20 protein-coding genes and 2 pseudogenes are annotated in these 25,739 nt (G+C 57.1%); 14 read left to right on the top strand and 8 right to left on the bottom strand.

Annotation, left to right across the window (positions count from 1 at the left end; genetic code table 11):
- Window positions 1-96: 96 nt before the first annotated feature.
- From KRR23_RS23680 to KRR23_RS23630, 11 genes are all read left to right on the top strand, one after another.
- Window positions 97-1,401 (top strand): nitrate/nitrite transporter, encoded by a 1,305-nt coding sequence (locus KRR23_RS23680; RefSeq protein WP_103315280.1) that lies wholly within the window; start codon window positions 97-99, stop codon window positions 1,399-1,401.
- Window positions 1,379-2,776: a NarK family nitrate/nitrite MFS transporter gene (locus tag KRR23_RS23675; protein WP_216744477.1), complete on the top strand. Its 1,398-nt coding sequence runs from the start codon at window positions 1,379-1,381 to the stop codon at window positions 2,774-2,776. The genes KRR23_RS23680 and KRR23_RS23675 overlap by 23 nt, the downstream gene beginning before the upstream one ends.
- A gap of 68 nt (window positions 2,777-2,844) precedes the next feature.
- Window positions 2,845-6,618 (top strand): nitrate reductase subunit alpha, encoded by a 3,774-nt coding sequence (locus KRR23_RS23670; RefSeq protein ID WP_216744476.1) that lies wholly within the window; start codon window positions 2,845-2,847, stop codon window positions 6,616-6,618.
- A 1-nt stretch (window position 6,619) separates the two neighbouring features.
- On the top strand, window positions 6,620-8,158 hold the full coding sequence (narH, locus tag KRR23_RS23665) for a nitrate reductase subunit beta (protein ID WP_216744475.1): 1,539 nt from the start codon (window positions 6,620-6,622) through the stop codon (window positions 8,156-8,158).
- A 2-nt stretch (window positions 8,159-8,160) separates the two neighbouring features.
- Window positions 8,161-8,916 (top strand): nitrate reductase molybdenum cofactor assembly chaperone, encoded by a 756-nt coding sequence (gene narJ, locus KRR23_RS23660; protein ID WP_216744474.1) that lies wholly within the window; start codon window positions 8,161-8,163, stop codon window positions 8,914-8,916.
- Window positions 8,909-9,589: a respiratory nitrate reductase subunit gamma gene (narI, locus tag KRR23_RS23655; RefSeq protein WP_216744473.1), complete on the top strand. Its 681-nt coding sequence runs from the start codon at window positions 8,909-8,911 to the stop codon at window positions 9,587-9,589. Before narJ ends, narI begins: the two co-directional genes overlap by 8 nt.
- Window positions 9,590-9,599: 10 nt before the next feature.
- A complete protein-coding gene (locus tag KRR23_RS23650) occupies window positions 9,600-10,559 on the top strand; it encodes a peptidylprolyl isomerase (protein WP_216744472.1) in 960 nt (319 codons plus the stop codon).
- Between the two features lie 25 nt (window positions 10,560-10,584).
- Window positions 10,585-11,577 carry a GTP 3',8-cyclase MoaA gene (gene moaA, locus KRR23_RS23645; protein ID WP_216744471.1) on the top strand — a complete coding sequence of 331 codons (993 nt, stop codon included), beginning with the start codon at window positions 10,585-10,587 and terminating at the stop codon, window positions 11,575-11,577.
- Between the two features lie 326 nt (window positions 11,578-11,903).
- Entirely contained in the window at window positions 11,904-13,919 is a 2,016-nt protein-coding gene (locus KRR23_RS23640) for a ribonucleoside triphosphate reductase (protein WP_216744470.1), read from the top strand.
- Between the two features lie 32 nt (window positions 13,920-13,951).
- Complete coding sequence (gene nrdD, locus KRR23_RS23635) at window positions 13,952-14,119, top strand: anaerobic ribonucleoside-triphosphate reductase (protein WP_216744469.1); 168 nt, start codon at window positions 13,952-13,954, stop codon at window positions 14,117-14,119.
- The gene (locus KRR23_RS23630) at window positions 14,116-14,811 is read left to right on the top strand and encodes an anaerobic ribonucleoside-triphosphate reductase activating protein (RefSeq protein WP_216744468.1); all 696 of its coding nucleotides are present in this window, start codon (window positions 14,116-14,118) and stop codon (window positions 14,809-14,811) included. Before nrdD ends, KRR23_RS23630 begins: the two co-directional genes overlap by 4 nt.
- Window positions 14,812-14,827: 16 nt before the next feature.
- Here the strand turns inward: KRR23_RS23630 and KRR23_RS23625 are convergent, their stop codons facing one another.
- Genes KRR23_RS23625 through KRR23_RS23610 form a run of 4 tightly spaced genes read right to left on the bottom strand, consistent with a single transcriptional unit; the run spans window position 14,828 to window position 17,929 of the window.
- On the bottom strand, window positions 14,828-16,207 hold the full coding sequence (locus KRR23_RS23625) for a 4Fe-4S binding protein (protein ID WP_216744467.1): 1,380 nt from the start codon (window positions 16,205-16,207) through the stop codon (window positions 14,828-14,830).
- Entirely contained in the window at window positions 16,195-17,049 is an 855-nt protein-coding gene (locus KRR23_RS23620; RefSeq protein ID WP_216744466.1) for an FTR1 family protein, read from the bottom strand. The genes KRR23_RS23625 and KRR23_RS23620 overlap by 13 nt, the downstream gene beginning before the upstream one ends.
- Window positions 17,050-17,071: 22 nt before the next feature.
- Window positions 17,072-17,404, bottom strand: a complete 333-nt coding sequence (locus KRR23_RS23615) for a cupredoxin domain-containing protein (protein WP_216744465.1) — start codon at window positions 17,402-17,404, stop codon at window positions 17,072-17,074.
- The gene (locus tag KRR23_RS23610) at window positions 17,405-17,929 is read right to left on the bottom strand and encodes an iron transporter (protein ID WP_216744464.1); all 525 of its coding nucleotides are present in this window, start codon (window positions 17,927-17,929) and stop codon (window positions 17,405-17,407) included.
- A gap of 262 nt (window positions 17,930-18,191) precedes the next feature.
- Here KRR23_RS23610 and KRR23_RS23605 point away from each other — a divergent pair, with 262 nt between their 5' ends.
- Window positions 18,192-18,404, top strand: a complete 213-nt coding sequence (locus KRR23_RS23605) for a DUF3079 domain-containing protein (RefSeq protein WP_054596887.1) — start codon at window positions 18,192-18,194, stop codon at window positions 18,402-18,404.
- 264 nt (window positions 18,405-18,668) lie between these two features.
- On the opposite strand, the pseudogene KRR23_RS29195 reads toward KRR23_RS23605, so the two are convergent.
- Together KRR23_RS29195 and glyA are read right to left on the bottom strand one after the other, a co-directional pair.
- Window positions 18,669-18,794, bottom strand: a pseudogene (locus tag KRR23_RS29195) (DEAD/DEAH box helicase); the annotation flags it as partial.
- A gap of 92 nt (window positions 18,795-18,886) precedes the next feature.
- Window positions 18,887-20,242 carry a serine hydroxymethyltransferase gene (gene glyA, locus KRR23_RS23595; RefSeq protein ID WP_216744462.1) on the bottom strand — a complete coding sequence of 452 codons (1,356 nt, stop codon included), beginning with the start codon at window positions 20,240-20,242 and terminating at the stop codon, window positions 18,887-18,889.
- A gap of 1,713 nt (window positions 20,243-21,955) precedes the next feature.
- Between glyA and KRR23_RS23590 the strand changes: the two genes are divergently transcribed.
- Window positions 21,956-22,555, top strand: coding sequence for a helix-turn-helix transcriptional regulator (locus KRR23_RS23590; protein ID WP_216744461.1), 600 nt, complete (start codon window positions 21,956-21,958; stop codon window positions 22,553-22,555).
- A pseudogene (locus tag KRR23_RS23585) lies at window positions 22,545-23,430 on the top strand (queuosine precursor transporter). Before KRR23_RS23590 ends, KRR23_RS23585 begins: the two are co-directional and overlap by 11 nt.
- Window positions 23,431-23,640: 210 nt before the next feature.
- Here KRR23_RS23585 and queC read toward each other — a convergent pair.
- Both queC and KRR23_RS23575 read right to left on the bottom strand, forming a co-directional pair.
- Window positions 23,641-24,339: a 7-cyano-7-deazaguanine synthase QueC gene (gene queC / locus KRR23_RS23580; protein ID WP_216744460.1), complete on the bottom strand. Its 699-nt coding sequence runs from the start codon at window positions 24,337-24,339 to the stop codon at window positions 23,641-23,643.
- A gap of 385 nt (window positions 24,340-24,724) precedes the next feature.
- Window positions 24,725-25,739: NtaA/DmoA family FMN-dependent monooxygenase (locus KRR23_RS23575; protein WP_253912229.1), on the bottom strand; the 1,015-nt coding region annotated here is incomplete at its 5' end.

Below are 25,739 nucleotides of genomic sequence, written 5' to 3'. Positions count from 1 at the left end.
AGCCCCTTGCCCTCATGGGCTTCGTTGATGTGGATCAAGTTTTTGCGGGGTTGGCCTCTCTAGTCTGCCGCCATGGCTAACTGACTGGAGAGCATTGTGATCCAACCGCGTGTACGACAAGGCTTGGTGCTGGGCATGAGTACGCTGGCCTTCACCGTCTGTTTCATGGTCTGGATGATGTTTGCTGTGCTCGGGGTGCCGATCAAGGAACTGCTCCAGCTCAACGAAACCCAGTTCGGCCTCTTGGCCGCAACCCCGGTGCTGACCGGCTCGCTGGTGCGTTTACCGCTGGGCCTGCTGACTGACCGCTTTGGTGGTCGCAGCGTGTTCTTCCTGCTGATGCTGTCCTGCGTCGCACCGCTGTACCTGATCAGTCACGCCACCGCCTACTGGCAATTTCTGGTACTGGGTTTGTTCGTCGGCCTGGCCGGTGGCTCGTTTTCAGTGGGCATTGCCTACGTCGCCAAATGGTTCGACAAGGAGAACCAGGGCTTCGCCATGGGCATCTTCGGTGCCGGTAACGCCGGGTCGGCGGTGACCAAGTTCCTGGCCCCGGCGCTGATCGCCGCCGGCAGCTGGCAGTTGGTGCCGAAAGTCTTCAGCGCAATCCTGTTTATCACCGCGCTGCTGTTCTGGTTCCTGACCTCAGAAAACAAGGGCCATCGCAGTGCCACGGGCGCCAGTTTGCGTGAGCAACTGCGCTCGCTGAAGGACCCTGCGGTGTGGCGCTACTGCCAGTACTACTCGATCGTCTTCGGCGGCTACGTCGCCCTGGCCTTGTGGATGACCAAGTACTACGTGCAGGAATACGGTTTCAGCCTGCAAAGCGCAGCGCTGCTGGCGGCCTGTTTTTCCCTGCCCGGCGGGGTCCTGCGTGCCGTTGGCGGCTGGATGTCGGATCGCTGGGGCGCGCAAAGCGTGACCTGGTGGGTGTTGTGGGTCAGCTGGATCTGCCTGTTCCTGCTCTCGTACCCACAGACCCAACTGCAAGTGCAGACCCTCAACGGTCCGATGGATTTTCACATCGGCCTGAATCCCGCGCTGTTTACCGTGCTGCTATTCGTCATGGGCATCGCCTTCGCGTTCGGCAAAGCCTCGGTATTCAAATACATCGCCAATGACTACCCGAAAAACATGGGGGCCGTGTCCGGCATCGTTGGCCTGGCAGGCGGCCTGGGCGGTTTCGTGTTGCCGATTCTGTTCGGCGCCCTGGTGGACCTCACCGGGGTGCGCTCTTCCTGCTTCATGTTGATGTACGGCGTGGTCTGGGTCTCCCTCACCTGGATGTACTTCAGCGAAATACGCAAGACCCCGGTGTTCGGTAAAGAACTGCCGGTGACCACTTCCCCGTTTTCCAGCATTGCCCAAGGAGAAGAACATGTCCGTTCTGCAAAAGCCTGACAAAGGCCCGGTGATTCACGACTGGCGCCCCGAGGACCCCGCATTCTGGGGCCGTAGCGGCAAACAGACTGCCACCCGCAACCTGTGGATTTCCATTCCTGCACTGCTGCTGGCCTTTGCGGTGTGGATGGTCTGGAGCACGGTAATTGTGCGTTTGAATGCCATCGGCTTCAGCTTCACCACCGACCAGTTGTTTTGGCTGGCGGCGTTGCCGGGATTGTCTGGTGCGACCTTGCGCGTCTTCTACTCGTTCATGGTGCCGATTTTCGGTGGCCGGCGCTGGACCGCCCTGAGTACCGCATCGCTGTTGTTGCCCTCGATCTGGATGGGTTTCGCCGTGCAGAACCCAAGCACCTCTTACAGTGTGTTCGTATTGATCGCCTTGCTCTGCGGTTTTGGTGGCGGCAACTTTGCATCGAGCATGTCCAACATCAGCTTCTTCTATCCCAAGTCTCAGCAGGGTACAGCCCTTGGCCTCAACGCCGGGTTGGGCAACCTGGGCGTTTCGGTGATGCAGTTCTGTGTGCCGCTGGTGATCACCTTCGGTGTGTTCGGCTTCATGGGCGGCAAGCCGCAAGCCCTGCCGGACGGTGGTCAGTTGTGGTTGCAGAATGCCGGGTTCATCTGGGTGCCGTTCATTGTGTTGGTGACGCTGCTGGCCTGGTTCGGCATGAATGATCTGTCCAGTGCCCGCGCTTCGTTCAGCGACCAGGCCGTGATCTTCAAACGCAAGCACAACTGGCTGATGTGCTGGTTGTACCTGGCGACTTTCGGTTCATTCATCGGTTTTTCCGCGGCGTTTCCGCTGCTGATCAAGACCGCCTTTCCTGATGTCATCGCCTTGAAATTCGCCTTCCTCGGCCCATTGGTCGGCGCACTGGTACGCCCATTGGGTGGCTGGCTGGCGGACAAGCTCGGTGGCGCGAAAGTGACCTTGTGGAACTTCATGCTGATGATCGTGATGGTCTTCGGCGTATTGCACTTCCTCCCCCGGAACGGTTCGGGCGGCAACTTCTACGGCTTCCTTGGCATGTTCATGCTGCTGTTCATCACCACCGGTGTCGGCAATGGCTCCACCTTCCGGATGATCCCGGTGATCTTTCGCACCCAGCATGAAAAAGCCTCTGCCGGAAAACCACCCGCCGTGCGCGAACAAGCGCTCAAGGATGCCGGCAAAGAGTCGGCCGCCGTCCTCGGTTTCAGTTCGGCCATCGGCGCCTTCGGTGCGTTCTTCATTCCCAAATCCTTCGGCACTTCGATGGCCCAGACCGGCGGCCCTGAGATGGCGTTCTACATGTTCGTCGGCTTTTACCTGAGCTGCATCGTGGTGACCTGGTGGTGGTACGCGCGCAAAGGCGCCGCAACCCCCTGCTAAGCCGACCCGAATCCAACCATTGCGTGGGCGGGGCACAGAACTCCGCAGCAAGCCTGAGAGGACACACCGTGAGTCATTTACTGGATCAACTGCGGTTTTTCAATCGCAAGCAAAACGAGTTTTCCGACGGTCACGGCGAGACCCGCAAAGAGTCTCGCGACTGGGAGAACGTCTACCGTTCGCGCTGGCAGTACGACAAGATCGTGCGTTCCACCCACGGGGTGAACTGCACCGGGTCGTGTTCGTGGAAAATCTACGTCAAGAACGGCTTGATCACTTGGGAAACCCAGCAGACCGACTACCCGCGTACCCGCAACGATCTGCCTAACCATGAACCCCGTGGTTGCCCGCGTGGCGCCAGTTACAGCTGGTACATCTACAGCGCCAACCGGCTCAAGTACCCGAAAATCCGCAAGCCGTTGCTCAAGCTCTGGCGTGATGCGCGGCAGACCCTGGCGCCGGTCGAGGCCTGGGCGAGCATCGTCGAGGACAAGGTCAAGGCCGACTCCTACAAAAGCAAACGCGGCATGGGCGGCTTCATTCGTTCCAACTGGGAGGAAGTCAACGAGATCATTGCCGCGTCCAACGTCTACACCATCAAACAATATGGCCCCGACCGCATCGTCGGCTTCTCGCCGATCCCGGCCATGTCGATGGTCAGCTATGCGGCCGGTTCGCGTTACCTGTCGCTGATCGGCGGCGCTTGCCTGAGTTTCTACGACTGGTACTGCGACTTGCCACCGGCTTCGCCGATGGTCTGGGGCGAGCAGACCGACGTGCCGGAATCGGCCGACTGGTACAACTCCAACTACATCATCGCCTGGGGCTCCAACGTCCCGCAGACGCGCACCCCGGACGCGCACTTCTTCACCGAAGTCCGTTACAAGGGCACCAAGACTGTCGCCATCACCCCCGACTATTCGGAAGTGGCCAAGCTCACCGACCTGTGGCTGAACCCTAAACAAGGCACTGACGCAGCGCTGGCCCAAGCGTTCAATCATGTGATCTTCAAAGAATTCCACCTGGACAAACCGAGCGCTTATTTCACTGACTACGCCAAGCGCTTCACCGATTTGCCGGTGCTGGTGCTGCTCAAGCAAATGCCCGACAAGGCACCGGGTGCCGGTTACCAGCCGGACCGTTTCTTGCGCGCCAGTGACCTGACCGACAACCTTGGTCAGGAAAACAATCCGCAATGGAAAACCATCGCCCTGGATGTCAACGGTGAACTGGTATCCCCTCAAGGTTCCATCGGTTATCGCTGGGGCGAGAAGGGCAAGTGGAACATCCTCCCTCGTGAAGGCGGCGAAGGCCGTGAGATTGATCTGAAGCTGAGCCTGATTGGCGATGACGTCGCCGAAGTGGCGTTCCCGTACTTTGCCGGCGAATCCCAGGAACACTTCCAGCACGTGGCCGGCGATGCCGTGCAATACCGTCGCGTGCCGGTGCATAACGTGGTGCTGGCCGATGGCAGCGTGGCCAAAGTCGCCACGGTGTTCGACTTGTCGGCCGCCAACCTGGCGATTGATCGTGGCCTCGGTGGCGCCAACGTCGCCAAGGATTACAACGACGCTTCGGTGCCGGGAACCCCAGCCTGGCAGGAGCAGATCACTGGCGTCAGCCGCGAGAAAGCAATCCAGATTGCCCGTGAGTTCGCCGACAACGCCGACAAGACCAAGGGCCGCTCGATGATCATCGTCGGCGCGGCAATGAACCACTGGTACCACATGGACATGAACTACCGTGGGCTGATCAACATGCTCATGCTCTGCGGGTGTGTTGGTCAGACCGGTGGCGGTTGGGCGCACTACGTCGGCCAGGAAAAACTCCGTCCGCAATGCGGCTGGCTGCCCCTGGCGTTCGGCCTGGACTGGAATCGTCCGCCTCGCCAAATGAACGGCACCAGCTTCTTCTACGCCCACAGTTCGCAATGGCGCCACGAAAAAATGAGCATGCACGACGTGCTCTCGCCGCTGGCCGATAAATCGCAATTTCCCGAGCATGCGCTGGACTACAACATCCGCGCCGAACGTGCCGGCTGGTTGCCCAGCGCACCGCAACTCAACACCAACCCGCTGCACATTTGCCGCGATGCCGCGGCGGCCGGCATGGACCCGAAAGACTACGTGGTCAAGTCGCTGCAGGACGGTTCGCTGCGCTTCTCCTGCGAGCAGCCGGACAGCCCGGTGAACTTCCCGCGCAACATGTTTATCTGGCGTTCGAACTTGCTGGGCTCCTCGGGCAAGGGCCACGAGTACATGCTCAAGTACCTGCTCGGCACCAAAAACGGAGTGATGAACGAAGACATCGGCCAGGTCGGCGATTGCAAACCCGAAGAAGCCGAATGGGTGGACGAGGGTGCCATCGGCAAGCTTGACCTGGTCACCACGCTGGACTTCCGCATGTCCTCGACTTGCGTCTACTCCGACATCGTCTTGCCGACCGCGACCTGGTACGAAAAAGACGACATGAATACCTCGGACATGCACCCGTTCATTCACCCGTTGTCGGCCGCCATCGACCCGGCGTGGGAATCGCGTTCCGACTGGGAAATCTACAAAGGCATCGCCAAGGCTTTTTCCAGCATGGCTGAGGGGCATCTGGGCATTGAGAAGGATCTGGTAACCATCCCGCTGATGCACGACAGCGTCGGCGAACTGGCCCAACCCTTTGGCGGCACCGACTGGAAAAGCGCTGGCGTGGCCCCGGAGCCGGGCAAGAACGCGCCGAACCTGCATGTGGTGGAGCGTGATTACCCGAACATATACAAGCAGTTTTCCTCACTGGGGCCATTGCTGGAAAAACACGGTAACGGTGGCAAGGGCATCAACTGGAACACCGACACCGAAGTGAAATTCCTCGGTGCGCTCAATCACCGCGAAGGGGCTGCCGGGATCAGCCATGGTCGGCCGAAAATCGACACGGCGATCGATGCTGCTGAAGTGATTCTGTCTCTGGCGCCGGAAACCAACGGCCATGTCGCCGTCAAGGCCTGGGCCGCGTTGTCGGAATTCACCGGCATCGATCACAGTCACCTGGCGTTGTCCAAGGCCCACGAGGCGATTCGTTTCCGCGACATTCAGGCACAGCCGCGCAAGATCATCTCCAGCCCGACCTGGTCGGGTCTCGAAGACGATCACGTCAGCTACAACGCCGGCTACACCAATGTTCACGAGGCGATCCCATGGCGCACCATCACCGGCCGTCAGCAGTTCTATCAGGATCACCCGTGGATGCAGGCATTCGGCGAGCAACTGATGAGCTACCGGCCGCCGGTCAACACCCGGACCATCGAAGGGGTGAAAGGCAAGCGCAGTAACGGCGAGACCGAAATCGTCCTGAACTGGATCACTCCGCACCAGAAATGGGGCATTCACAGTACCTACAGCGACAATCTGCTGATGCTGACCCTCAGCCGTGGCGGGCCGATTGTCTGGCTCTCGGAGATCGACGCGAAACGCGCCGGCATCGAGGACAACGACTGGATCGAGTGCTTCAACGTCAACGGCGCACTGACCGCCCGGGCGGTGGTCAGCCAGCGGGTCAAGGAAGGCATGGTGATGATGTACCACGCCCAGGAACGGATCGTGAACGTGCCAGGTTCAGAAACCACCAAGACCCGTGGCGGCCACCACAATTCAGTCACCCGGGTGGTGCTCAAGCCGACCCACATGATCGGCGGCTATGCCCAGCAGGCCTACGGTTTCAACTATTACGGCACGGTCGGCTGCAACCGCGATGAATTCGTCGTGGTGCGCAAGATGGCCAAAGTCGACTGGCTCGATGGTTCAAGTGGCGATGACCTGCCACGTCCCCTGCCGACCGATATCGAGGAGAACTGAGATGAAGATTCGCTCACAAATCGGCATGGTTCTGAACCTGGACAAATGCATCGGGTGCCACACCTGCTCGATCACCTGCAAGAACGTCTGGACCAGCCGCGAAGGTATGGAATACGCCTGGTTCAACAACGTCGAATCGAAACCGGGGATTGGCTATCCGAAAGAATGGGAAAACCAGGACAAGTGGAAGGGCGGCTGGATTCGCAACGCCAACGGCACGATCAACCCGCGCATTGGCGGGAAATTCCGGGTGTTGGCGAACATTTTTGCCAACCCTGACCTGCCGAGCCTCGACGACTACTACGAACCGTTCGACTTCGATTACCAGCACCTGCACACCGCGCCGCTGGGCGAGCACCAGCCAACAGCGCGGCCGCGTTCGCTGATCTCCGGCAAGCGCATGGAGAAAATCGAGTGGGGCCCGAACTGGGAGGAGATTCTCGGTACCGAGTTCGCCAAGCGCCGCAAGGACAAGAACTTCGACAAGATCCAGGCGGACATTTACGGCGAATACGAAAACACCTTCATGATGTATCTGCCGCGCCTGTGCGAGCACTGCCTCAACCCGACCTGCGCGGCCTCGTGCCCGAGCGGGGCGATCTACAAGCGCGAAGAGGATGGCATCGTCCTGATCGACCAGGAAAAATGCCGTGGCTGGCGGATGTGCATCAGCGGTTGTCCGTACAAGAAGATCTATTTCAACTGGAAAAGCGGCAAGTCCGAGAAATGCATCTTCTGCTACCCGCGTATCGAAGCCGGGATGCCGACCGTTTGCGCCGAAACCTGTGTCGGCCGTATCCGCTACCTCGGCGTGCTGCTGTATGACGCTGATCGCATCAGCGAAGTGGCGAGCACCGCCAATGAGCAGGATCTGTACGAGAAACAACTGGAGATCTTCCTCGACCCGAATGACCCGGCGGTGATCCGTCAGGCCTTGGCCGATGGTGTGCCGCAGTCGGTGATTGATTCAGCCCAGCGTTCGCCGGTCTACAAAATGGCCGTGGACTGGAAGCTGGCACTGCCGCTGCACCCGGAATACCGCACCTTGCCGATGGTCTGGTACGTACCGCCGCTGTCACCGATCCAGAATGCGGCGACCGCCGGCACCGTGGGCATGAACGGGGTGATCCCGGATGTCGACAGCCTGCGCATTCCGCTGCGTTACCTGGCCAACCTGCTGACGGCGGGCGATGAAAAGCCGGTCAAGCGTGCGCTTAAACGCTTGCTGGCGATGCGCGCCTACAAACGTTCCGAGCAAGTCGATGGCGTCCAGGACCTGCAAGTGCTGAAGGATGTCGGCTTGAGCGTGGTCCAGGTCGAAGAGATGTATCGCTACCTGGCGATTGCCAACTATGAAGACCGCTTTGTTGTACCGAGTGCGCACCGTGAAGACGCCATGAGCGACGCCTTCGCCGAGCGCTCCGGTTGCGGTTTCAGTTTCGGCAGCGGCTGTAGCGGTAGCTCCGACACCAACATGTTCGGCGCCAAGAAAGCCAACCGCCGCGACATCCTCAAAACCGTCCAGTTGTGGGAGGACTGAGCATGCAAATTCTCAAAGTGATTTCGCTGCTGCTCGACTACCCGACCGAGGCATTGATTGGCGGTCGCGACGAACTGGAGCAGGCGATTATTGAGTCCCGGGAAATCAGCCCCAAGCAGCGCGGTGCGTTGTTCGAGTTGCTGGAGCTGATCTGCACCAATGACCTGATGGACGGACAGGAGCACTACGGTGCGCTGTTCGGCCGGGGGCGTTCGCTGTCGCTGCTGCTGTTCGAGCATGTGCACGGTGAGTCCCGTGATCGAGGTCAGGCGATGGTCGACATGATGGCGCAATACGAAGCCGCCGGGTTTGCCATCGGTGTCAAAGAACTTCCGGACTATATCCCGCTGTATCTGGAGTTCCTTTCTACTCGCGAAGACATCGAGGCCCGGGAGGGCCTGGCGGATGTTGCGCACTTGCTGGCCTTGCTCGCGGCGCGTCTGGATGAGCGTGAAAGCGCGTACGCCAGTTGCTTCCGCGCGCTGCTGCAAATTGCCGGGGCCGAGCCGCATCAGGCGGTGGCCGACCTGCGGGCGCAGGTGGCTGCCGAACCGCGTGACGACTCGCTCGAAGCCCTCGACAAGATCTGGGAAGAGGAGGCCGTGGACTTTCTCCAGGCCGAACAGCAGGACCGTTGCAGTTCGCTGCCAAGCGCACCGGGCAAGGTCCGGGAAGAAAGCGCAGTGCCGTTGCACTGGGTGGATTTTCAGCATGAAGGGCTGGCCGCCGTGCCGGCCAAGGAGGTAGGCAATGTCTAAATGGAACCTGTTGTTGTTCGGGATCTATCCCTACATCGCCCTGGCTATTTGCCTGATTGGCAGTTGGGCACGCTTCGATCTGTCGCAGTACACCTGGAAGGCAGGCTCCAGTCAGATGCTCAACCAGCGCGGCATGCGTGTGGCGAGCAACTTTTTCCACATCGGGGTGTTGTTCATACTGGCCGGGCACTTCGTCGGCCTGTTGACCCCGGCGTCGGTTTACCACCATGTGATCAGCACTGAGAACAAGCAGCTGCTGGCAATGGTCTCAGGCGGGCTTTTCGGTCTGTTGTGCCTGGTTGGCCTACTGATGCTGGTCAATCGGCGGCTGAGCGATCCACGGGTACGCGCCACTTCCAGCACTTCGGACATTCTGGTGTTGCTGGTGCTGCTGGCGCAGTTGCTGCTCGGTCTGCTGACGATTGTGGCGTCCACTGAACACATGGACGGCTCGGTGATGGTGATGCTCGCCGATTGGGCGCAGAACACCGTGCTGTTGCGGCCGATGGAAGCGGCGGCGTCCATCGCGCCGGTCGGCTTGACCTACAAGCTGCATGTGTTTCTCGGTTTGACCCTGTTCGTGCTGTTCCCCTTCACCCGTCTCGTACACATGATCAGTGCACCGGTCTGGTACTTGGGGCGTCGGTATCAAATCGTTCGTCAGAAGTTCTGAGGAGACAATCATGTCAGGTGGATGTGGATGTGGTGGCGGTAACGGGGGCAGCGGTGGCTGCGGTTCTTCCAAACAAGCGGAGCCCGATGTTGTGGATGTCGCGCCGACCGGGGCGGTGCAGTTTGACGCACTCCCGGTTGCGCCGGCGGCCCATGACGCCCCGGCGCAGTTGATCGCCAGCAGTGAGCAGGAGTGGCCGATCATCAGCGTCAACGCGGTGTCGATTACCCCGGAGGCGATGGCTCAGGAAGTGCAATATCACCCGGCGGAAAGCCGCGAGGAGGCGGTCTACCTGGCCGCCAGGGCGCTGGTGATCCGCGAGTTGTTGCAGCAACGCATTGCCGAACTAGGCGTGTCGCTGGAGATCGGCTCCGGTGAGAACGAAGAAGAAGCGGCCACGCGCTTGTTGCTTGAGCGTGAGGTGCAGGTGCCTCAGTGCGATGAGGAAACCAGCCTTCGTTACTACGAAAACAATCGCGGGCGCTTTCACAGCGCGCCGTTGCTGGCGGTGCGGCACATCCTGCTCGAATGTGCGCCGGACGATGCCGAGGCCCGCGCGCTTGCGCATGTTCAAGCTGAAATTCTGTTGCAGCGGCTGGAGATTTTTCCCGGCAGTTTCGCCGAGATGGCCGTGAAATACTCGGCCTGCCCGTCGAAGGCTCAGGGCGGCTCTTTGGGGCAGATCAGCAAGGGTCAGACCGTGCCTGAACTGGAACGTCAGCTGTTCACCCTGGCGCCGGGGCTGGCAAGTAAACCGCTGGAAAGCCGTTACGGTTGGCATGTGGTCAGTGTCGATCAGCGGATCGAAGGCATGCCGTTGCCCTATGAAGTGGTGTCGACGGCGATCCGCACGCAGTTGCAGCAAGGTGTCTGGCAAAAAGCCCTGGTGCAATACCTGCAAACCCTGATCGGTGCGGCGGATATTCGCGGCATTCACTTGCAGGGCGCCGACTCACCGCTAGTGCAGTGAGCCTTGGGGTAAACGGGGAGATGTGATGAACGCTGTCATGCAGGATGGTTTTGGACGGCAGATCGACTATCTGCGGATGTCGGTGACGGACCGTTGTGATTTTCGCTGTGTGTATTGCATGGCGAAAAACATGACGTTTCTGCCGCGTCAGCAGGTCCTGACGCTGGAGGAACTGCAGCGTCTGGCGGCGCTGTTCGTTGGCCAAGGTGTTCGCAAAATCCGCCTCACCGGCGGCGAACCGCTGATCCGTCCCGGTATTGTCGGGCTGTGCCGCAACATCGCCGCTTTACCCGGTTTGCGCGAACTGGTGATGACCAGCAACGGCTCGCAACTGGGCCGTTTGGCCCGGCCGTTGGCGGAGGCAGGGGTCAAGCGGATGAACATCAGCCTCGATAGCCTGGACGGGCAGAAGTTTCGCGCGATCACCCGCAACGGCGATCTCGATCAGGTGCTGGGCGGCATTGAAGCAGCGCGGGGCGCGGGGTTCGAGCGGATCAAACTGAACTGCGTGGTGATGAAGGGACGCAACTTCGATGAAGTCCCGGCGTTGGTGCAATACGCCATCGATCAACACATCGATATCAGTTTTATCGAAGAAATGCCCTTGGGCGATGTTGGCCGCGCGCGTGGCGAGTCGTTTTGCTCCAGTGACGAAGTGCGGGCGTTGATCGCCAGTCGTCATCGATTGATCGACAGCACCGAAAGCAGTGGCGGGCCAGCACGCTACGTTCGCCTGGAACGCCATGCCGATACCCGGATCGGTTTCATTTCACCCAACAGCCACAACTTCTGTGGCAGCTGCAACCGGGTGCGGATGACCGTTGAGGGGAAGCTGTTGCTCTGTCTGGGGCAGGACGATGCCCTGGATTTACGCGGATTACTGCGGCGTTACCCGCTGGATGACCAACCCCTGATCAACGCGGTGCAGAAGGCCTTGCGCGGCAAGCCGCTGCGCCACGACTTCGGCCCCGAAGGGGAGGTGCAGATTGTGCGGTTCATGAACATGAGCGGCGGTTGAACTGATCTGTTAAGGAAAGAGTTTGCTAAACACAATCCTTGTGGCGAGGGAGCTTGCTCCCGCTCGGCCGCGAAGCGGTCGTAATCCTGCAAGTTCGATTTGTCTGAATAATCGTGTTGCCTCATTTAGGGTTGCTTCGCAACCCAGCGGGAGCAAGCTCCCTCGCCACAGTGTCCGCACCGGATTCTCCCTTCACCGTCATCGGGTGTTTTTTCACCGGCAAATCTTGACGTTGGTCAATTGCAGAACAGCGCTTTATCCGTAGTCTTCACTGCATGTTGTGTTTATTTGTCTGTAAACATCTATATGTAGTATCTGGAGGCCAAATGCAGAGCACGCTGATCTCAGTTGGATGTAACCGCTTGCACAAGCGCGATGGCAGTCTGGTTGCCTTCGATGCCGACAAGATCCGTCAGGCATTGATCGCTGCCGGCAAGGCAACCGGGGAGTACACCGACGTTGAAGCCGAAGGCCTGCTCGAAGCGGTACTCGCCCGATTGGAAAGGCTGCCAAGGCTGCATGTCGAGCAGATTCAGGATCGTGTTGAGCGGGTGCTGATGGACGCCGGTTTTTTCCTCGCCATGCGCGCCTATATCGTTTATCGCGAACAGCACGGGCGTTTGCGTCGCGACCGCCGGACCCTGGTCGAAGTGGCGACGTCGATGAACGAGTACCTGGACCGTGAAGACTGGCGGGTCCAGGCCAACGCCAATCAGGGCTACTCACTGGGCGGGCTGGTGTTGAACGTGTCGGGCAAGGTCACCGCCAACTACTGGCTGGACGAGGTGTACAGCGAGGCGATCGGCCAAGCTCATCGAGAGGCGGATTTGCATGTACATGACCTGGACATGCTGGCCGGTTACTGCGCTGGCTGGTCGCTGCGCACCTTGTTGCATGAGGGCCTTAATGGTGTGCCCGGACGTGTTGAAGCGGGGCCGCCGAAGCACTTGAGCAGTGCCCTGGGGCAAATGGTGAATTTCCTCGGCACCCTGCAAAACGAATGGGCCGGCGCCCAGGCCTTCAGCTCGTTCGATACCTACCTGGCGCCGTATGTGCGCAAGGACCAACTGAGCTATCCGGAGGTCCGCCAGGCGATCCAGGAGTTCATCTACAACCTCAATGTGCCGTCACGCTGGGGCACCCAGACGCCTTTCACCAACCTGACCTTCGACTGGGTGTGCCCGCAGGATCTGCGCGAGCAGATACCCGTCATCGGCGGGGAGGAAATGCCGTTTGCCTACGGCGACCTGCAAGTCGAAATGGATGTGCTCAACCGCGCCTACATCGAGGTGATGCAGGCTGGCGATGCGAAAGGGCGAGTGTTCACCTTTCCGATTCCGACCTACAACATCACCCATGATTTTCCCTGGGACAGTGAAAATGCCGACCGTCTGTTCGAGATGACGGCGCGTTACGGTTTGCCTTACTTCCAGAACTTCCTCAATTCGGATCTGCAGCCCAATCAGGTGCGTTCGATGTGCTGCCGGTTGCAGCTGGATGTGCGCGAGTTGCTCAAGCGCGGCGGTGGCTTGTTTGGCTCGGCGGAACAGACCGGATCGCTCGGCGTAGTGACCATCAACTGCGCGCGTCTGGGCTATGTGTTCAAGGGTGATACCAGCGGTTTGCTGAAACGGCTGGACACGCTGATGGAGCTGGCGATGGAGAGCCTGGAGGTCAAGCGCAAGGTCATTCAGCATCATATGGACGCCGGTTTGTACCCTTACACCAAGCGGTACCTGGGCACCTTGCGCAACCATTTTTCCACCATCGGTCTCAACGGCCTGCATGAAATGCTGCGTAATTTCACCGGCGACGAGGAGGGTATGCACACCGAGCAGGGCCGCCAGTTTGCCCTGAAACTGCTGGACCATGTGCGCGCCACATTGCTGCGCTTCCAGGAAGAAACCGGTCATCTCTACAACCTGGAAGCGACACCGGCGGAGGGCACCACCTATCGCTTTGCCAAGGAAGACCTCAAGCGCTACCCGGACATTCTCCAGGCCGGCAGCATGCAGGCGCCGTATTACACCAACTCCTCGCAACTGCCGGTCGGCTACACCGATGACCCCTTCGAGGCCCTGGAGCTGCAAGACGAACTGCAATGCAAATACACCGGCGGCACGGTCCTGCATCTGTATATGGCCGAGCGGATTTCCTCGACCCAAGCCTGCAAGCAACTGGTACGCAAGGCCCTTGGACGCTTCCGTCTGCCGTACCTGACCGTGACCCCGACGTTCTCCATCTGCCCGGTGCACGGCTACCTCGATGGCGAGCATGAGTTCTGCCCCAAATGCGACGAGGCCCTGTTGCTACAAGAACAGAAAACCGGCGCTGTTCACTGATTTTTATCCACTCAATCGCAAGGAGCTTCATCATGACTGCATCGCAAATACTGCCCCAGGCTCAACGTCAACGCTGCGAAGTCTGGACTCGGGTGATGGGCTATCACCGGCCGGTATCGGCGTTCAATCCAGGCAAACAGTCCGAGCACCGCGAGCGGGTGCACTTCACTGAAAGCGCGGCGCTGGCCGGGCGCCAATGAGTCGAACGCTTCGGGTTGGGGGCATGGTGCCCCTGACCACTCTCGACTATCCGGGACAGCTCGCCTGCGTGTTGTTTTGCCAGGGTTGCGCCTGGCGTTGTCGTTATTGTCATAACCCGCAGCTGATTCCCCCTCGTGGCAGTGAGGAAGTGGAATGGCGGCGGGTGTTGGCGTTTCTGCAACGTCGTCAGGACCTGCTCGATGCCGTGGTGTTCAGCGGCGGTGAGCCGACTCTGCAGGACGGCTTGCTCGGCGCCATGGATGAAGTGCGGGAAATGGGATTTCGCATTGGCTTGCACAGCGCTGGCATCAAGCCTGCCGCCTTCGCCAAGGCACTGACCGGTGCTGATTGGGTCGGTTTCGATGTCAAGGCATTGCCCGAGGATTGCCAGGCCATCACCCGGGTCGAGGGCAGTGGAACGGCAAACTGGCGCAGCCTTGAGTATCTGTTGGCCAGTGGTGTGGACTACGAATGTCGCACCACTGTGCATTGGCATCTGTTCGAGCCAGCACGTCTGCTGATCCTGGCCAAACGCTTGAATGCACTTGGCGTCAAACGCTTCGCCGTGCAACTGGTTCGCACCGAGCGGATGTTCGATCCGCTGTTGCCGAGCGTTTCGGCACAAGCCTTGCTGCCAGAGTTGTGGGAGGCCATGCGCGAGTTGTTCCCGGTCTTCGTGCTACGGGGGTAACGGGGGTTGGGGGAACTCAAGCCCAGCCCCAGAACTGCAACCACCAGCCAAACCCGATCAGGCCGTTGGCGAGTAACAGGCAAACGCCCCCCGACACGCGCCGAGCCAGGGAAATACCTTCGTGTTTCAGCCGTTTCCAACCCAGTAGCAGGCTCCACCCCATGGCGGCCAATAACAGAAAGGCCCTGGCGGGTTGTACCCACTCCAGCAGCAGACCTTCATAACGCAGTAATTTGACGGTGGTGGCCGACAGCCCGAGAAACAGTCCGGCACCCCCCAGAGGCGTGAGTGTCAGCGCCAGAGGCCAATACAGTGCGCGATCTCGCGCCAGCCGGGCCGTCAGTCGCAGAAGCAGCATCAACGCTGCGCCGAGCACGATCGAACTCAAACTCAAGTAAGCGACGATGCTGAAGCCGTCGAGCCAACTGAAGCTGTCGTTGAGTTGCGGGTAATGGGTGAGCAACCACCAGGGGGCATTGTCCTGCAGGGCCCAGAGCTGGTTGTGTTCGACCAGCCACTGGGCCAGGTGTTGTTTGAGAGCGATAAACCACGGGCTGACCGTCCACTGAAACGCGCCCATGGCCAAGCCGATCACGCCGAACAGCAGCAAGCGTGTATCCCAAGGGGACAGCGTCTGCGCGGTTGCGTGAAGAATCTCCTGATTGCTGGAGCGGGCGATCAGTTGAACGGCACCGCGTTGCCCGCTGCAGCGTCCGCAGGCGTGGCAATCACTGGCGCCTTGCAGGCGGCGGATATCGAGCAGGGGAGCGCAGTTGGGCGGCGGCAGGCGTGGTGCGGCATTCGCTATCCAGCGTTGTTCATCGACCTGAAAGTGCACAGGGGCCAGCCGGGCGAGCAGGGCGAAGACGCCGCTGACCGGGCACAGGTAACGGCACCAGACCCGTTTGCCCCGGGCGAACAACAACCCGACGATGACCGCAGCGACGGTCGAGCCACCCAGAATCAACAGCGCGGCCTGGGCGTAGTCATAAACGCTGATCAACTGGCCGTAGAGGGTTGTCAGGCAGAATGCCAGGGTTGGCCAGCCGCCCCAGCGCACCCAACGCGGCACACCCAGGCCTTTTCCGTAATGGCTGGCCCACTCGCTGAGCGAACCTTCCGGGCACAGAACGCCACACCAAAGTCGACCGAAGAACACCATCGACAGCAACACGAACGGCCACCAGATCCCCCAGAATAGAAACTGCGCGAGCAAGGTCAGGTGGTCGAGTATCCGCGCCTGGCTGTCCGGCAGCGGCAATAGCGTCGGGGTCACCAACAGCCCTGCGTAAAACAGTACGACAGCCCACTGCACGGCCCGAATGACGGACGCATGGCGACGCATCCCGTCACCCAGGCGCTGGAGCCATTGATTGTGGCGGCTCAGGTCGGGCATGGCAGGTTGTCCGCAGTCTGTTGCCGTAGCCAGCCGCCGACGACCAGCCAGTAACCGACCCACACCAACAAGGTCAGGCCACTGGGGGTTGCCCGATAACCAGCAAAACTGGCCAGAAAGCCACCCAATCCATGGCTGTCATTCAACAGTGTGCTGCTGTCCCAAAGCGCCTCGCCAACGATGCTGTACACCTGCTCTGGAAAATCGAGGACGAGCAGTTGGCCGCCGATTCGCTCGGTGCCGCTGACCAGCAACGCCGCGCCGAGCATGAGCAGGACGACTTCGCTGATGGCAAAGAATCGCTGCCATGAAATGAACCGGCGACTGCTATGCAGCAGGGCAAGGGTGAGTGCCGACAGCACCAGCCCCATGACGCCGCCGACCGCAAACAAACCGAGTTGCGGGCCTCGCAAGCGGGCGCCAGCGCCATAGAGAAATACTACGGTTTCGCTGCCTTCGCGGCTGACGGCGAGCATGGCCAGCAACAACAGCCCCAGACCGCCTCGCCGGGCCAGATGGTTATCGGCATGTCGTCGCAAGTCAAATTTCAGCGTGCGTCCGTTGCGATGCATCCAGCCAACCATTTGCACCATCAACAGGCTGGCAATCAACGCCAGTACTGCCTGGAACCATTCACTGGCTGAACCGCTCATGGCCTCACCGGCAAACAGAATCAGCACCGCCAGCAGGCCCGAGAGCAGCAATCCCAGCATCACACCGGCCCACAGATATTTGACCAGGCGATTGCCCAGACCTTGTTGGCTGGTCCAGGCTTGGAGAATGCCGATCACCAGCAGCGCCTCGACGCTTTCGCGCCAGACGATGAACATTGATTGATTCATGGAAACTCCGTGCAGGCGCGGGTTATTTCGCGAGGATGCCGCCCTCGGGCAGCTGTGGGTTGAACTCGTCGAAAAAGGGGTAGTAGCCGGATCTGAGGGGGTGAATGACGACGAAGGTGGTCACGCCGGGTGACAGTACTTTCTCAACCCGCAGCGGTGTGCTCTCGAACTCGGCCGGCCCCTGACCGCTGTTTCTCAGGACGATCTTGAAGCGCTGTCCGGCCGGAACCTCGAGTAAGGCAGGGGAGAAGTGGCCATCGCGCAGGATCAGTTCGTAGCTCGGCAAGTCGGCATGGACTGTCAGCGGCGCAACGGCTCCGGCCACCAACAGCCAGGCAAGCGGCAGGCGCTTCATTCAATAGCCACCTTTTTTACCGATGCCGGCGTAGATGAATTCGTAGTGCAGTTCGCAGCGTTCGAACCAGGGTGCTACACCGGTTTCCTTATCGGTATGACGCCCGAGGGAGCCGTGACCGGTGGGGGGTAGCACGGTGAAGGTCAGTCGATATTTGCCCGGCCCCAGCAGCTTCACATTGTCGCCATAGTGCGGGCCGTCATTGGCGACCATGGCATGGAAGTCGCCCTTGATTTCGTCCGGGTTACCCGCTCTGCTCAAGTTGAACGAGACATTGAGGTAAGGCACGAAACTACCTTCCTGAAAGCCCTGTCGATTGTCCGCGGTGGCCCGAATGTCGGCTTCCAGGTGAACATCGGAATCGACGGTCGCCCGCATCATGTCCGCCGGGGCCATCTCGATGGGTTGCAGATACACCGCCCCGACTTCCAGTCCCTGACACAGCTGGGGTACCCCGATCGGGTACTCCTTCGCGTGAGCCAGCGGTACGAGCAAGAGCAGGGCGAGTGAGAGGTGGGTACGCATAAAGTCTTCCTGGGCACTAACGAGTAGGAACCCGAGTCTAGGAAGCTTTTCTGCGAACAATAATGATTGTTATCAAGTTTTGAGCACTTAAACCGATGGCTTGTCACGCTGGCGAAAGCGCTGGGCGCGCTCGACGCTGTGGGTCATCTGTGCCGCCGCATGAACGGACAGTCGCTCGATGTCGATTCTTGATATCGATCAAGGATGGTTTTGCACAAAGGCTGTAGGTTGAAAAAACGTCTCTCAATGATTGGAGATCGACATGGCCAAGAACTTCCCCGTCAACCCCAAGCACCCCGAGCGGATCTGTTGGGGATGCGACCGGTATTGTCCAGCCAAGTCCCTGGCGTGCGGCAATGGCTCCGACCGTACGATGCATCCGGCCGAGCTGTTCGGGGAAGATTGGCATCTGCCTGGCGACTGGGGTATCGAGTCCCTCATCGTCACAGACAAGACAGAGAATGAAGGCATCTAGCGCAAGCCCGGAATGGTCGTGCATTACCGCAGTCTTTCTCGCATGGAGAACCTTCAAGGCAGTCACACTGAAGCTGGGACGCCAAACCTCGCTTTCTCAGATTGATCGCATCTTTGGACAATACCGGCCGTGATCGTTAAGCAATTGCAGGTACGGTTAAGAAAGGAATGGATCTCTGAAAAGAGATCCATTTTTTTGGTCAAAAGAAAAGTTTTTGTTTGGCTGTTCCCGCAATACTCCTTGAAAGCACCCAAATCCAGCCCCGATCTTCTTGGTCATCAGATGCAGGCGGGTGATCTGCGTGCGACCGATATAGCCGGAGAAAATCACCCGCGCTGAGTGTTTCTGCCCGATCCGCAACGAACGCGGCGCTGCCTGTTGCCGCGTGTAACCGTGAGTGCATTGGCGACGATGGATAGTCTTATCGTCAGCCCCCATCGAGCCGCCATGGTGCTTGTGCTGGTGGCGGTCGATGGCCCCCCTCAGCGCTCCATGTAGTCGGCTATGGGATACATTGCGCACAACGCTTCGGCCTGTAAACGGAATTGCTCCTGCAGCGCGGGTTCCAGTGTGTACTCTTGCTCGTTGAGCGGCGTCACCTTGTCCAGGATCCGGCAAACCAGATCGACGACTTGGCGGCATCCCTGAGGGTCGATGTGGCGTTGCGCCATGGAGCCAGTGCCGATACGCAACCCACTGGTGGCGGATGACGATCGGGTCTCGCCCGGCACGCGATTTTTATCCACGATGATCCCGCAGCGTTCTAGCGCCGACTCCGCGATGGAACCTGTGATGGCCCCACGCAATCGAATCAGAATCGTGTGGTTTTCGCTGCGACCTCCCACGACCTCGTAGTCATGGGCCTGAAACGCACTGGCCATCTCATCAGCCGTGGCCCGAATCCGTTCCATGTAGGCGTCGAACTCCGGGGACATTGCGTAGCCCAGCGCGGCGGCCTTTGCAGCGATCATGTTGACGGCTGGCGCGCCCTGCATCCGGGGAAACACGGCTTGATCGAGGACGCGACTAAAGGTTGATTTCAGGCCTGGAACCTTTTTGTTGGCGTCTCGGCCCGAAAGAATCAGGCCTCCGCGGGGACCCGCAAGCTGCTTGTGTGTGCAAGTCGTAGTGACGTGGGCAGCATTGATCGGGCTCGGATGTCGCCCCGTGGCAACAAGTCCGGCGATATGCGAAATGTCAGCGAGCAGGATGGCCCCGGCTTCATCGGCAATCTTGCGGAACAGCTCGAAATCTACGACCCGCGAGTAGGCAGTTGCACCGCAGATGATGATGCGCGGGCGATGGGCGAGAGCCAGTTTGCGCACCTTGTCGTAATCGATGAGTCCCTCTGATGTTGTGCCGTATCTGATCGCCTTGTAGTAGGTGCCAGTGAATGTGACGGAGTTGCCGTGTGCAAGATGTCCTCCGTGATCGAGGGCCATTCCAAGTAGAGTATCCCCAGGCTCAAGCAGGGCAGAGAGGACGTGGTAATTGGCGTTCGATGCCGAGTGTGATTGCACGCCTGCGTATTGGGCACCGAACAGTTCCCGAGCTCTTCGGATTGCCAGAGACTCGACCAAATCGACGTTCTCGCAGCCTGTGTGATAGCGCCTGCCTGGCGTGCCCTCTGCCGTGACGTTGACGAGCGCCGAGGCTGATGCCACCAAGGTTCGAGGCTTGACCGCACAGGAAGAAGAGACCAGTGACAGTGTTCGGTGTTGACGCGTGACTTCAGCGTCCAAGATCCTCGCCAGCTCGGCGTCCTCTGCTCGCAGATCCGCCAAGCCTCGTCGCAGTAGGTCAGCTTGGTTCTTAAGCTGTTCAGTATTGACTGCCATTATTCGGTGTCCCTTCCTTGTTTGTTGAGTGCTGCGAACGACAGCACGGTTTCCTGGATTTCGCGTTCGTGTATGCCTATTACGTAGTGCTAGCTGCCGGCTCGATCATCTCTGTGAATCCCCCACAGACCGCAGATATTGAGCCCATGCCGTGTCCGGGGCTTCTATTGGCCGCGATACGGTGACCACCAATGAGAGGGAGCTGATCGTGGTGGTTATCGCTGAAGCAATGCAGGTCCCCATTGCTGCCCCAGCGTAATGTCCTTAAACAATGAGCTGATCGGCATCTATCTTTTCAATCGCTGTGGCGAGGGTGTTAACCCGCGCAGAAAAAATTGCTACGTCCTCTATTTCGAGCTACCCGAAGTCCACCCCGAAGACACGCATGTCCCGATTTGTGCGAAATAGATCGCGGTAATAGGGCAAAGCCGGACCTGACCGCAGGCTGTACGAGGTGCGCTATCGAGGCGATTTTCAGCTCAATTTGCGACTGACCTCAGCGCCTCGATCACATCGTCCTGGACAGTGGGGGGCTGACCACCACAGAGGAAAAAGCGCTGAATGCCTGGATTCGTCGCAATCGTTGTCGTGTGGAGTTTGTTTGGGTCGAATCGAAAGAAGTGTTAACCGAAGCGGAACCGCTTTTGGAGTTCTCTGCAGGAGGGGCGATGAGGCCTTTCCCAAAGTTCGAGGTGAGGTGGAAGAAAAGGAAGCTCAATCTCGATTTTTGCGATTTTTCACGTAAGCCATTGAAATGCATTGATTTTTTTATCATAAAAACCAGGTTTTCATCCTTGAAGCTGCCCTTTCGTCCATGATCCATCAAACCATACCCGTGAGGGCTGTGTTTTTTGGCGTCCGTTCTCTCAAAAAACCAAAATCTGTATATGCAACCAGTAATCCCCTAGAGGTTATCTCTCCTCGTGTGAGGATGTGAGAAGAGGATTTCTCAAAGCAGCATAGGTTTTTTAGTAAGAAATTCCACTTAATTAATCAAAAAATTAAACATTCTTCAAATTAAATGATTCTTTTTTGCTGTCCATGGGATCTCGCGAGCAGTAAATTCAAAAAAAGAGGCGATACCAGCCATCCAGGCTGAGCCGTCTTGATACCTGGATGATCGACTCCACAACAGGAGGAGCTTCAGACACCGGAAAAAAGGGGGCTTGAAGAGTCGTCAGATCATGCATTGGGTCGAAGCCGCAGGACCTTGACGACTAAGGCTCACACACTCTGTGAAACCAACGGGATACTCCTTTGCCGCCAATTTTCAGGCAGCCAGGCCAGCGATATCTCGTATGTGCACCCCTTGCTTGAACAGGTCAAAATCGACGGTCGGGAAGGGCTGCCTTCCAAGCGTTGCCGGTGGCCATTCGCTGACAAGGACTACGACTCCGAGCATCTGGGTCTTTATTGTTATAGCTAACGCATGCAACACTTCAGCCCGCTGCGAACCATGAAGCGCAAACCCGAATCGGACTTCCCCAGCGATTTGACAGCCTCAAGTACTGGCACCGCAACATTAACGGACGGAGGTAGGCTGGCTAAAGGAGAGCTACAGGGTTGGTACCGGTGACGAAAAAATCGCGAAGAGTTTTACTGCAATGATCTCGCAGGCCTGGTCATCTTCGTCGAGCAGTGGAATGACCATTCAGGGCATGATATCCACAGAAGTGCGATTTGTTACAGCTATAAGGAAGTGGTGGGCATTTGATGCACAGAAGAGAAAAAACAGAGTGTTTGAAAAGTAATATTAAGTACTTGATAAAAAGTCGCGGAGAGACGCAGTTGTCTTTGTGCAATTCCAGCGGCCTGACCAGAACGACTATATATAATATTCTGGAAGGGCGGGTGGCAAATGTGCAGCAGTCCACCATTCGCAAGATTTCTGATTTCTTCGGCGTGTCTTATGAGGAAATAGAGACTATTGATTTTGAAGAGAAGGAGATAATAGAGAGTAGTGTCTCTCTGCAAGGGAATATGAATCCAGCTGCAGTCCCTATCATTAAAGAGAGCTTGGTTATTCAAAACCTGGATAGAAGAATTGGTGAGCTGGCCACCCTCTACCCTTTGACTTACTATTTTGGCACATCCTATAATTTAATAGGCGTACTTCTGGAGAGCGAAATTATTGGCCTGAATGAGCCAGGAGATCTATTGATAATAAAGAAAGGCTCGTCGAGTGACGATAAAGAAAAGCTGGTGTACGACAAAATAACCAAAAAACTATTCATAACAAGCGAGGTCTGTTCTAGTTCGGAGCGTATTTGTGTTGTGGGGGATATAATAGAGGAGCGGTTTAATGACGCGTGATGGCGAAGTCGAAAACAGCAAGTACAAATTGCTAGGCTTTGAGAACAGCAAAAATCTTGCTGTGATTATGATCATTGCTACAGGTAAGGTTATCAGGGTAAAGTTAAGCGAAGTATTAAGTAGTGAAATAATGGACAATCTAAATAAAATGGAAATCAAGAACGTGTATAAGAAATTTTATTCTCAAGGGGGGGCGGTAACCGCCTACGAAATGAATGATCGCCATGAAAGCTCATGGATGATTTATATTGTTCTAAATCTACTGTTGTTTACATTTTACATTTTACATTTTTACCAGTATTGCAGCGACCAAGCCTATTTATTTAGAAAGCCTTGATATCATCGTTACTCCGGGCACTTTTCTTTATCCGCTGACATTTTTAATCGTTGACTTGCTGAATGAGGCTTACGGTCTTAGGCTTGCGAGGAAAGCCATATTATTTGCTTTTGCAAGTAATGCTATTATTATTGTTTTGCTGAACGCTTCGACCTATCTCCCAGGGCTGCCTGGCTGGAAGCTTGATATGCCTTATAATCAGGTTATTACTCATGTGTCTTCTGTACTGGTAGCGTCCTCTGTTTCTTTTCTTTTTTCTGAAAATATAAACTCGTATTTGTTGTGCAAAATAAAAGAACTGACAAATTCCAGGTTTCTATTTTTGCGTGTGTTTTTAAGTACTTTTTTTGCGGTGATAATAGACAGCTTCCTTTTTTGCTATATTGCATTTTATGGGAGCATGAAAAATAGTGATATATTGAATATGATTTATGTTCAGATAGCTATAAAGGTGTGTTTTGCTTTCTTTAATGTTTTGCCTGCCTATGGTGCAAGGTCATTGTTTAAAAAATATATAACTGCAAGCCCTGTTAAGTAAATGGGGTGTGGGTTGTTTTTAAAGAGTGTGCTGCTCCAATAGCAAAGGTGTATTGATAGTTTCTTTGCACAACGCTGATGGATTCAACGCTCACTTAGTATGTGGCTGTCGTGATAAACCCCATGTGCGAGCGCGTCTAAGCGCGCCAATCATTAGGGGTGTGCCTATCATGCTTAAGTGAGCGCTTATTGAATGTGTTTTATTGAGTTTCTATTTTAATTCCAGTTTGTCTTTTAAACTGTTCATGATTTCTGCTTTATTCTCCAGATAATCATTCAATCCTTTTGAGCGAAGATTGCAAGCGTCGCAGTTGGCGCAGCCACTTCCCTTTATACCGTTGTAGCAGGACAGTGTGTCGTGGCGAATCAAGTCTAATTGGTTGTGGTAGTCGGCCAAGGCCCACGTTTCCGCTTTGTTCAGCCACATAAGCGGAGTTTCAAGTTGCAATGTATATTCCATGCCTAATTCAATGGCTTTGTTTAATGCCTTGACAAACTCATTTCGACAGTCGGGATAGCCAGAGAAGTCTGTTTCGCAAACCCCTGTGATTACAGTTTTGGCTTGAACTTGATATGCGTAAATAGAAGCCAAGGTTAAAAACAGAATATTTCTTCCGGGTACGAAAGTGTTTGGCAGACTTTCTCCGGAGCTATTCATGGTTGGAACTGGGATGTTGTCGCGTGTCAGGCTGCTGATCGCCAACTCATTTAGCAAGGATGTGTCTAGTACTTTGTGCACTGTCACGCCAAGCTTTTTTGAAAGGTGTTGTGCTACTTCAATTTCTGCACGATGGCGCTGACCATAATCAAACGTAATACAGTGTATTTCATCATAGAGAGGCAATGCATGGATTAAACAGGTTGTTGAATCTTGTCCGCCACTAAAAACGATAACTGCTTTGTTACTCATGGTTCTGCTCCCTGCATTAATGTAGTAGGTGTAACGTTTGAAACAAAAGCTCGAGATCCAACCGCCGGCAGAATCCAGATGCTCATACCAAAGGATTTCATCCCTGGAGACTCCAGGCCCAAGGCCGGGCAGGCAAAACCATACCAGCAATGGCTGGGCGTGACAGCAGGAAAATCCTGAAGATTTGTGAGGTTGCCACCCAGCGGAAAACTAATGTAAACGTTCCATGAAACCCATATTCCAGGCCCGGATTTGATGCTCGATGCTTCGCTCCCGACGCCTTTGCGGAGTCAATACCTCATGATGCGTCCCGACGCCCACGCCCGCGACGTAATTGTCGTTCGCTCGACGACTGCTGAATAACTCATAAGCAGTCGCCCAGCGGCTATAGGTCCTTATCGAAGCGGAATGAGGCTCCGTAAGCCGAATCGGGTAAATGGTTGCCGCCATCATCCCTCAGCCTGGACCTGAAGGTTCCACTTTGCGGCTGGGTTCTGTAGAGGCCGCGCTGCTGTAATTCGGGAATGATCAACTCTACGAAATCCTCAAGTGTGCCGGGGCTGATCAATGGATTGATCATGTAGCCGCTGGTGCCGGAAATGCGCGCGTGTTCTTCGATCCGGTCGGCTACCTGTTGCGGGGTGCCCACCAGGATCAGGTCGCTGCCGCGGGTGACTTTGGCAAAACGTTGCTTCACGTCCCCGGCAGTCAACGGTTTACCACTGCCATCAGGGTGCATGACATAGGACGTCAGCCCTTCGGTATGGGTCGACAGTGCATCGCTGTCGGCGTAGCGGCTGATGTCGATACCGGTGTCACCTGCATAACTGACCAGTTGCGCCTGCAGATGATAGTTGCTTTGCAACGCATCATATTTACGCTGGGCTTCAATCTCGGTTTTGGCGGTGACAATCCGCAGCACGGTCAGGGACTTCACATCCTCACGCTGGCGGCCGCGTGCCTGGGCCTTGGCCCATATGTCTTCCAGTCCCTGGCGGATTTCCTGAGGGTTGGATTTAGCGATGAAAATCAGCTCGGCGTGCTTCGCCGCGAACTCACGGCCACGCCCCGACCAGCCGGCCTGGATCAGCAGCGGCGTGCGTTGCGGTGACGGGGAGGTCAGGTGCGGACCGGCCACCCGGTAGTGCTCGCCGACATGGTTAATCGGTTGTATCCGATCACCCCGTGCATACAGCTGACGAGCCTTGTCGGCGACCACGGCATCGTCGGCCCAACTGCCTTCCCAGAGCTTGTACACCACATCGAGGAACTCTTCGGCACGCTCATAGCGGTCATCGTGTTTGATCATCTGTTCAAGACCGAAATTACGTAAGCGCTCCATAAACCCCACATTCAAAGTCACCATCTGATCCCCGATGCTGTGCTCCCGATTCCTTTCC

Source organism: Pseudomonas sp. CVAP#3 (genome assembly GCF_018986375.1).
GTDB classification, from domain to species: Bacteria; Pseudomonadota; Gammaproteobacteria; order Pseudomonadales; family Pseudomonadaceae; genus Aquipseudomonas; species Aquipseudomonas helvetica.
The sequence above is the reverse complement of the archived record's forward strand: the minus strand, read 5'-3'. Positions and strand labels throughout refer to the sequence as shown.

Bases quoted from the DNA above. Each gene is read 5' to 3' on its own strand.
- KRR23_RS23675 (WP_216744477.1), top strand. From the start codon at position 1,379: ATGTCCGTTCTGCAAAAGCCTGACAAAGGCCCGGTGATTCACGACTGG.
- narH (WP_216744475.1), top strand. From the start codon at position 6,620: ATGAAGATTCGCTCACAAATCGGCATGGTTCTGAACCTGGACAAATGC.
- narJ (WP_216744474.1), top strand. From the start codon at position 8,161: ATGCAAATTCTCAAAGTGATTTCGCTGCTGCTCGACTACCCGACCGAG.
- narI (WP_216744473.1), top strand. From the start codon at position 8,909: ATGTCTAAATGGAACCTGTTGTTGTTCGGGATCTATCCCTACATCGCC.
- KRR23_RS23650 (WP_216744472.1), top strand. From the start codon at position 9,600: ATGTCAGGTGGATGTGGATGTGGTGGCGGTAACGGGGGCAGCGGTGGC.
- moaA (WP_216744471.1), top strand. From the start codon at position 10,585: ATGAACGCTGTCATGCAGGATGGTTTTGGACGGCAGATCGACTATCTG.
- KRR23_RS23640 (WP_216744470.1), top strand. From the start codon at position 11,904: ATGCAGAGCACGCTGATCTCAGTTGGATGTAACCGCTTGCACAAGCGC.
- nrdD (WP_216744469.1), top strand. From the start codon at position 13,952: ATGACTGCATCGCAAATACTGCCCCAGGCTCAACGTCAACGCTGCGAA.
- KRR23_RS23630 (WP_216744468.1), top strand. From the start codon at position 14,116: ATGAGTCGAACGCTTCGGGTTGGGGGCATGGTGCCCCTGACCACTCTC.
- KRR23_RS23625 (WP_216744467.1), bottom strand. From the start codon at position 16,207: ATGCCCGACCTGAGCCGCCACAATCAATGGCTCCAGCGCCTGGGTGAC.
- KRR23_RS23620 (WP_216744466.1), bottom strand. From the start codon at position 17,049: ATGAATCAATCAATGTTCATCGTCTGGCGCGAAAGCGTCGAGGCGCTG.
- KRR23_RS23615 (WP_216744465.1), bottom strand. From the start codon at position 17,404: ATGAAGCGCCTGCCGCTTGCCTGGCTGTTGGTGGCCGGAGCCGTTGCG.
- KRR23_RS23610 (WP_216744464.1), bottom strand. From the start codon at position 17,929: ATGCGTACCCACCTCTCACTCGCCCTGCTCTTGCTCGTACCGCTGGCT.
- KRR23_RS23605 (WP_054596887.1), top strand. From the start codon at position 18,192: ATGGCCAAGAACTTCCCCGTCAACCCCAAGCACCCCGAGCGGATCTGT.
- glyA (WP_216744462.1), bottom strand. From the start codon at position 20,242: ATGGCAGTCAATACTGAACAGCTTAAGAACCAAGCTGACCTACTGCGA.
- KRR23_RS23590 (WP_216744461.1), top strand. From the start codon at position 21,956: ATGCACAGAAGAGAAAAAACAGAGTGTTTGAAAAGTAATATTAAGTAC.
- queC (WP_216744460.1), bottom strand. From the start codon at position 24,339: ATGAGTAACAAAGCAGTTATCGTTTTTAGTGGCGGACAAGATTCAACA.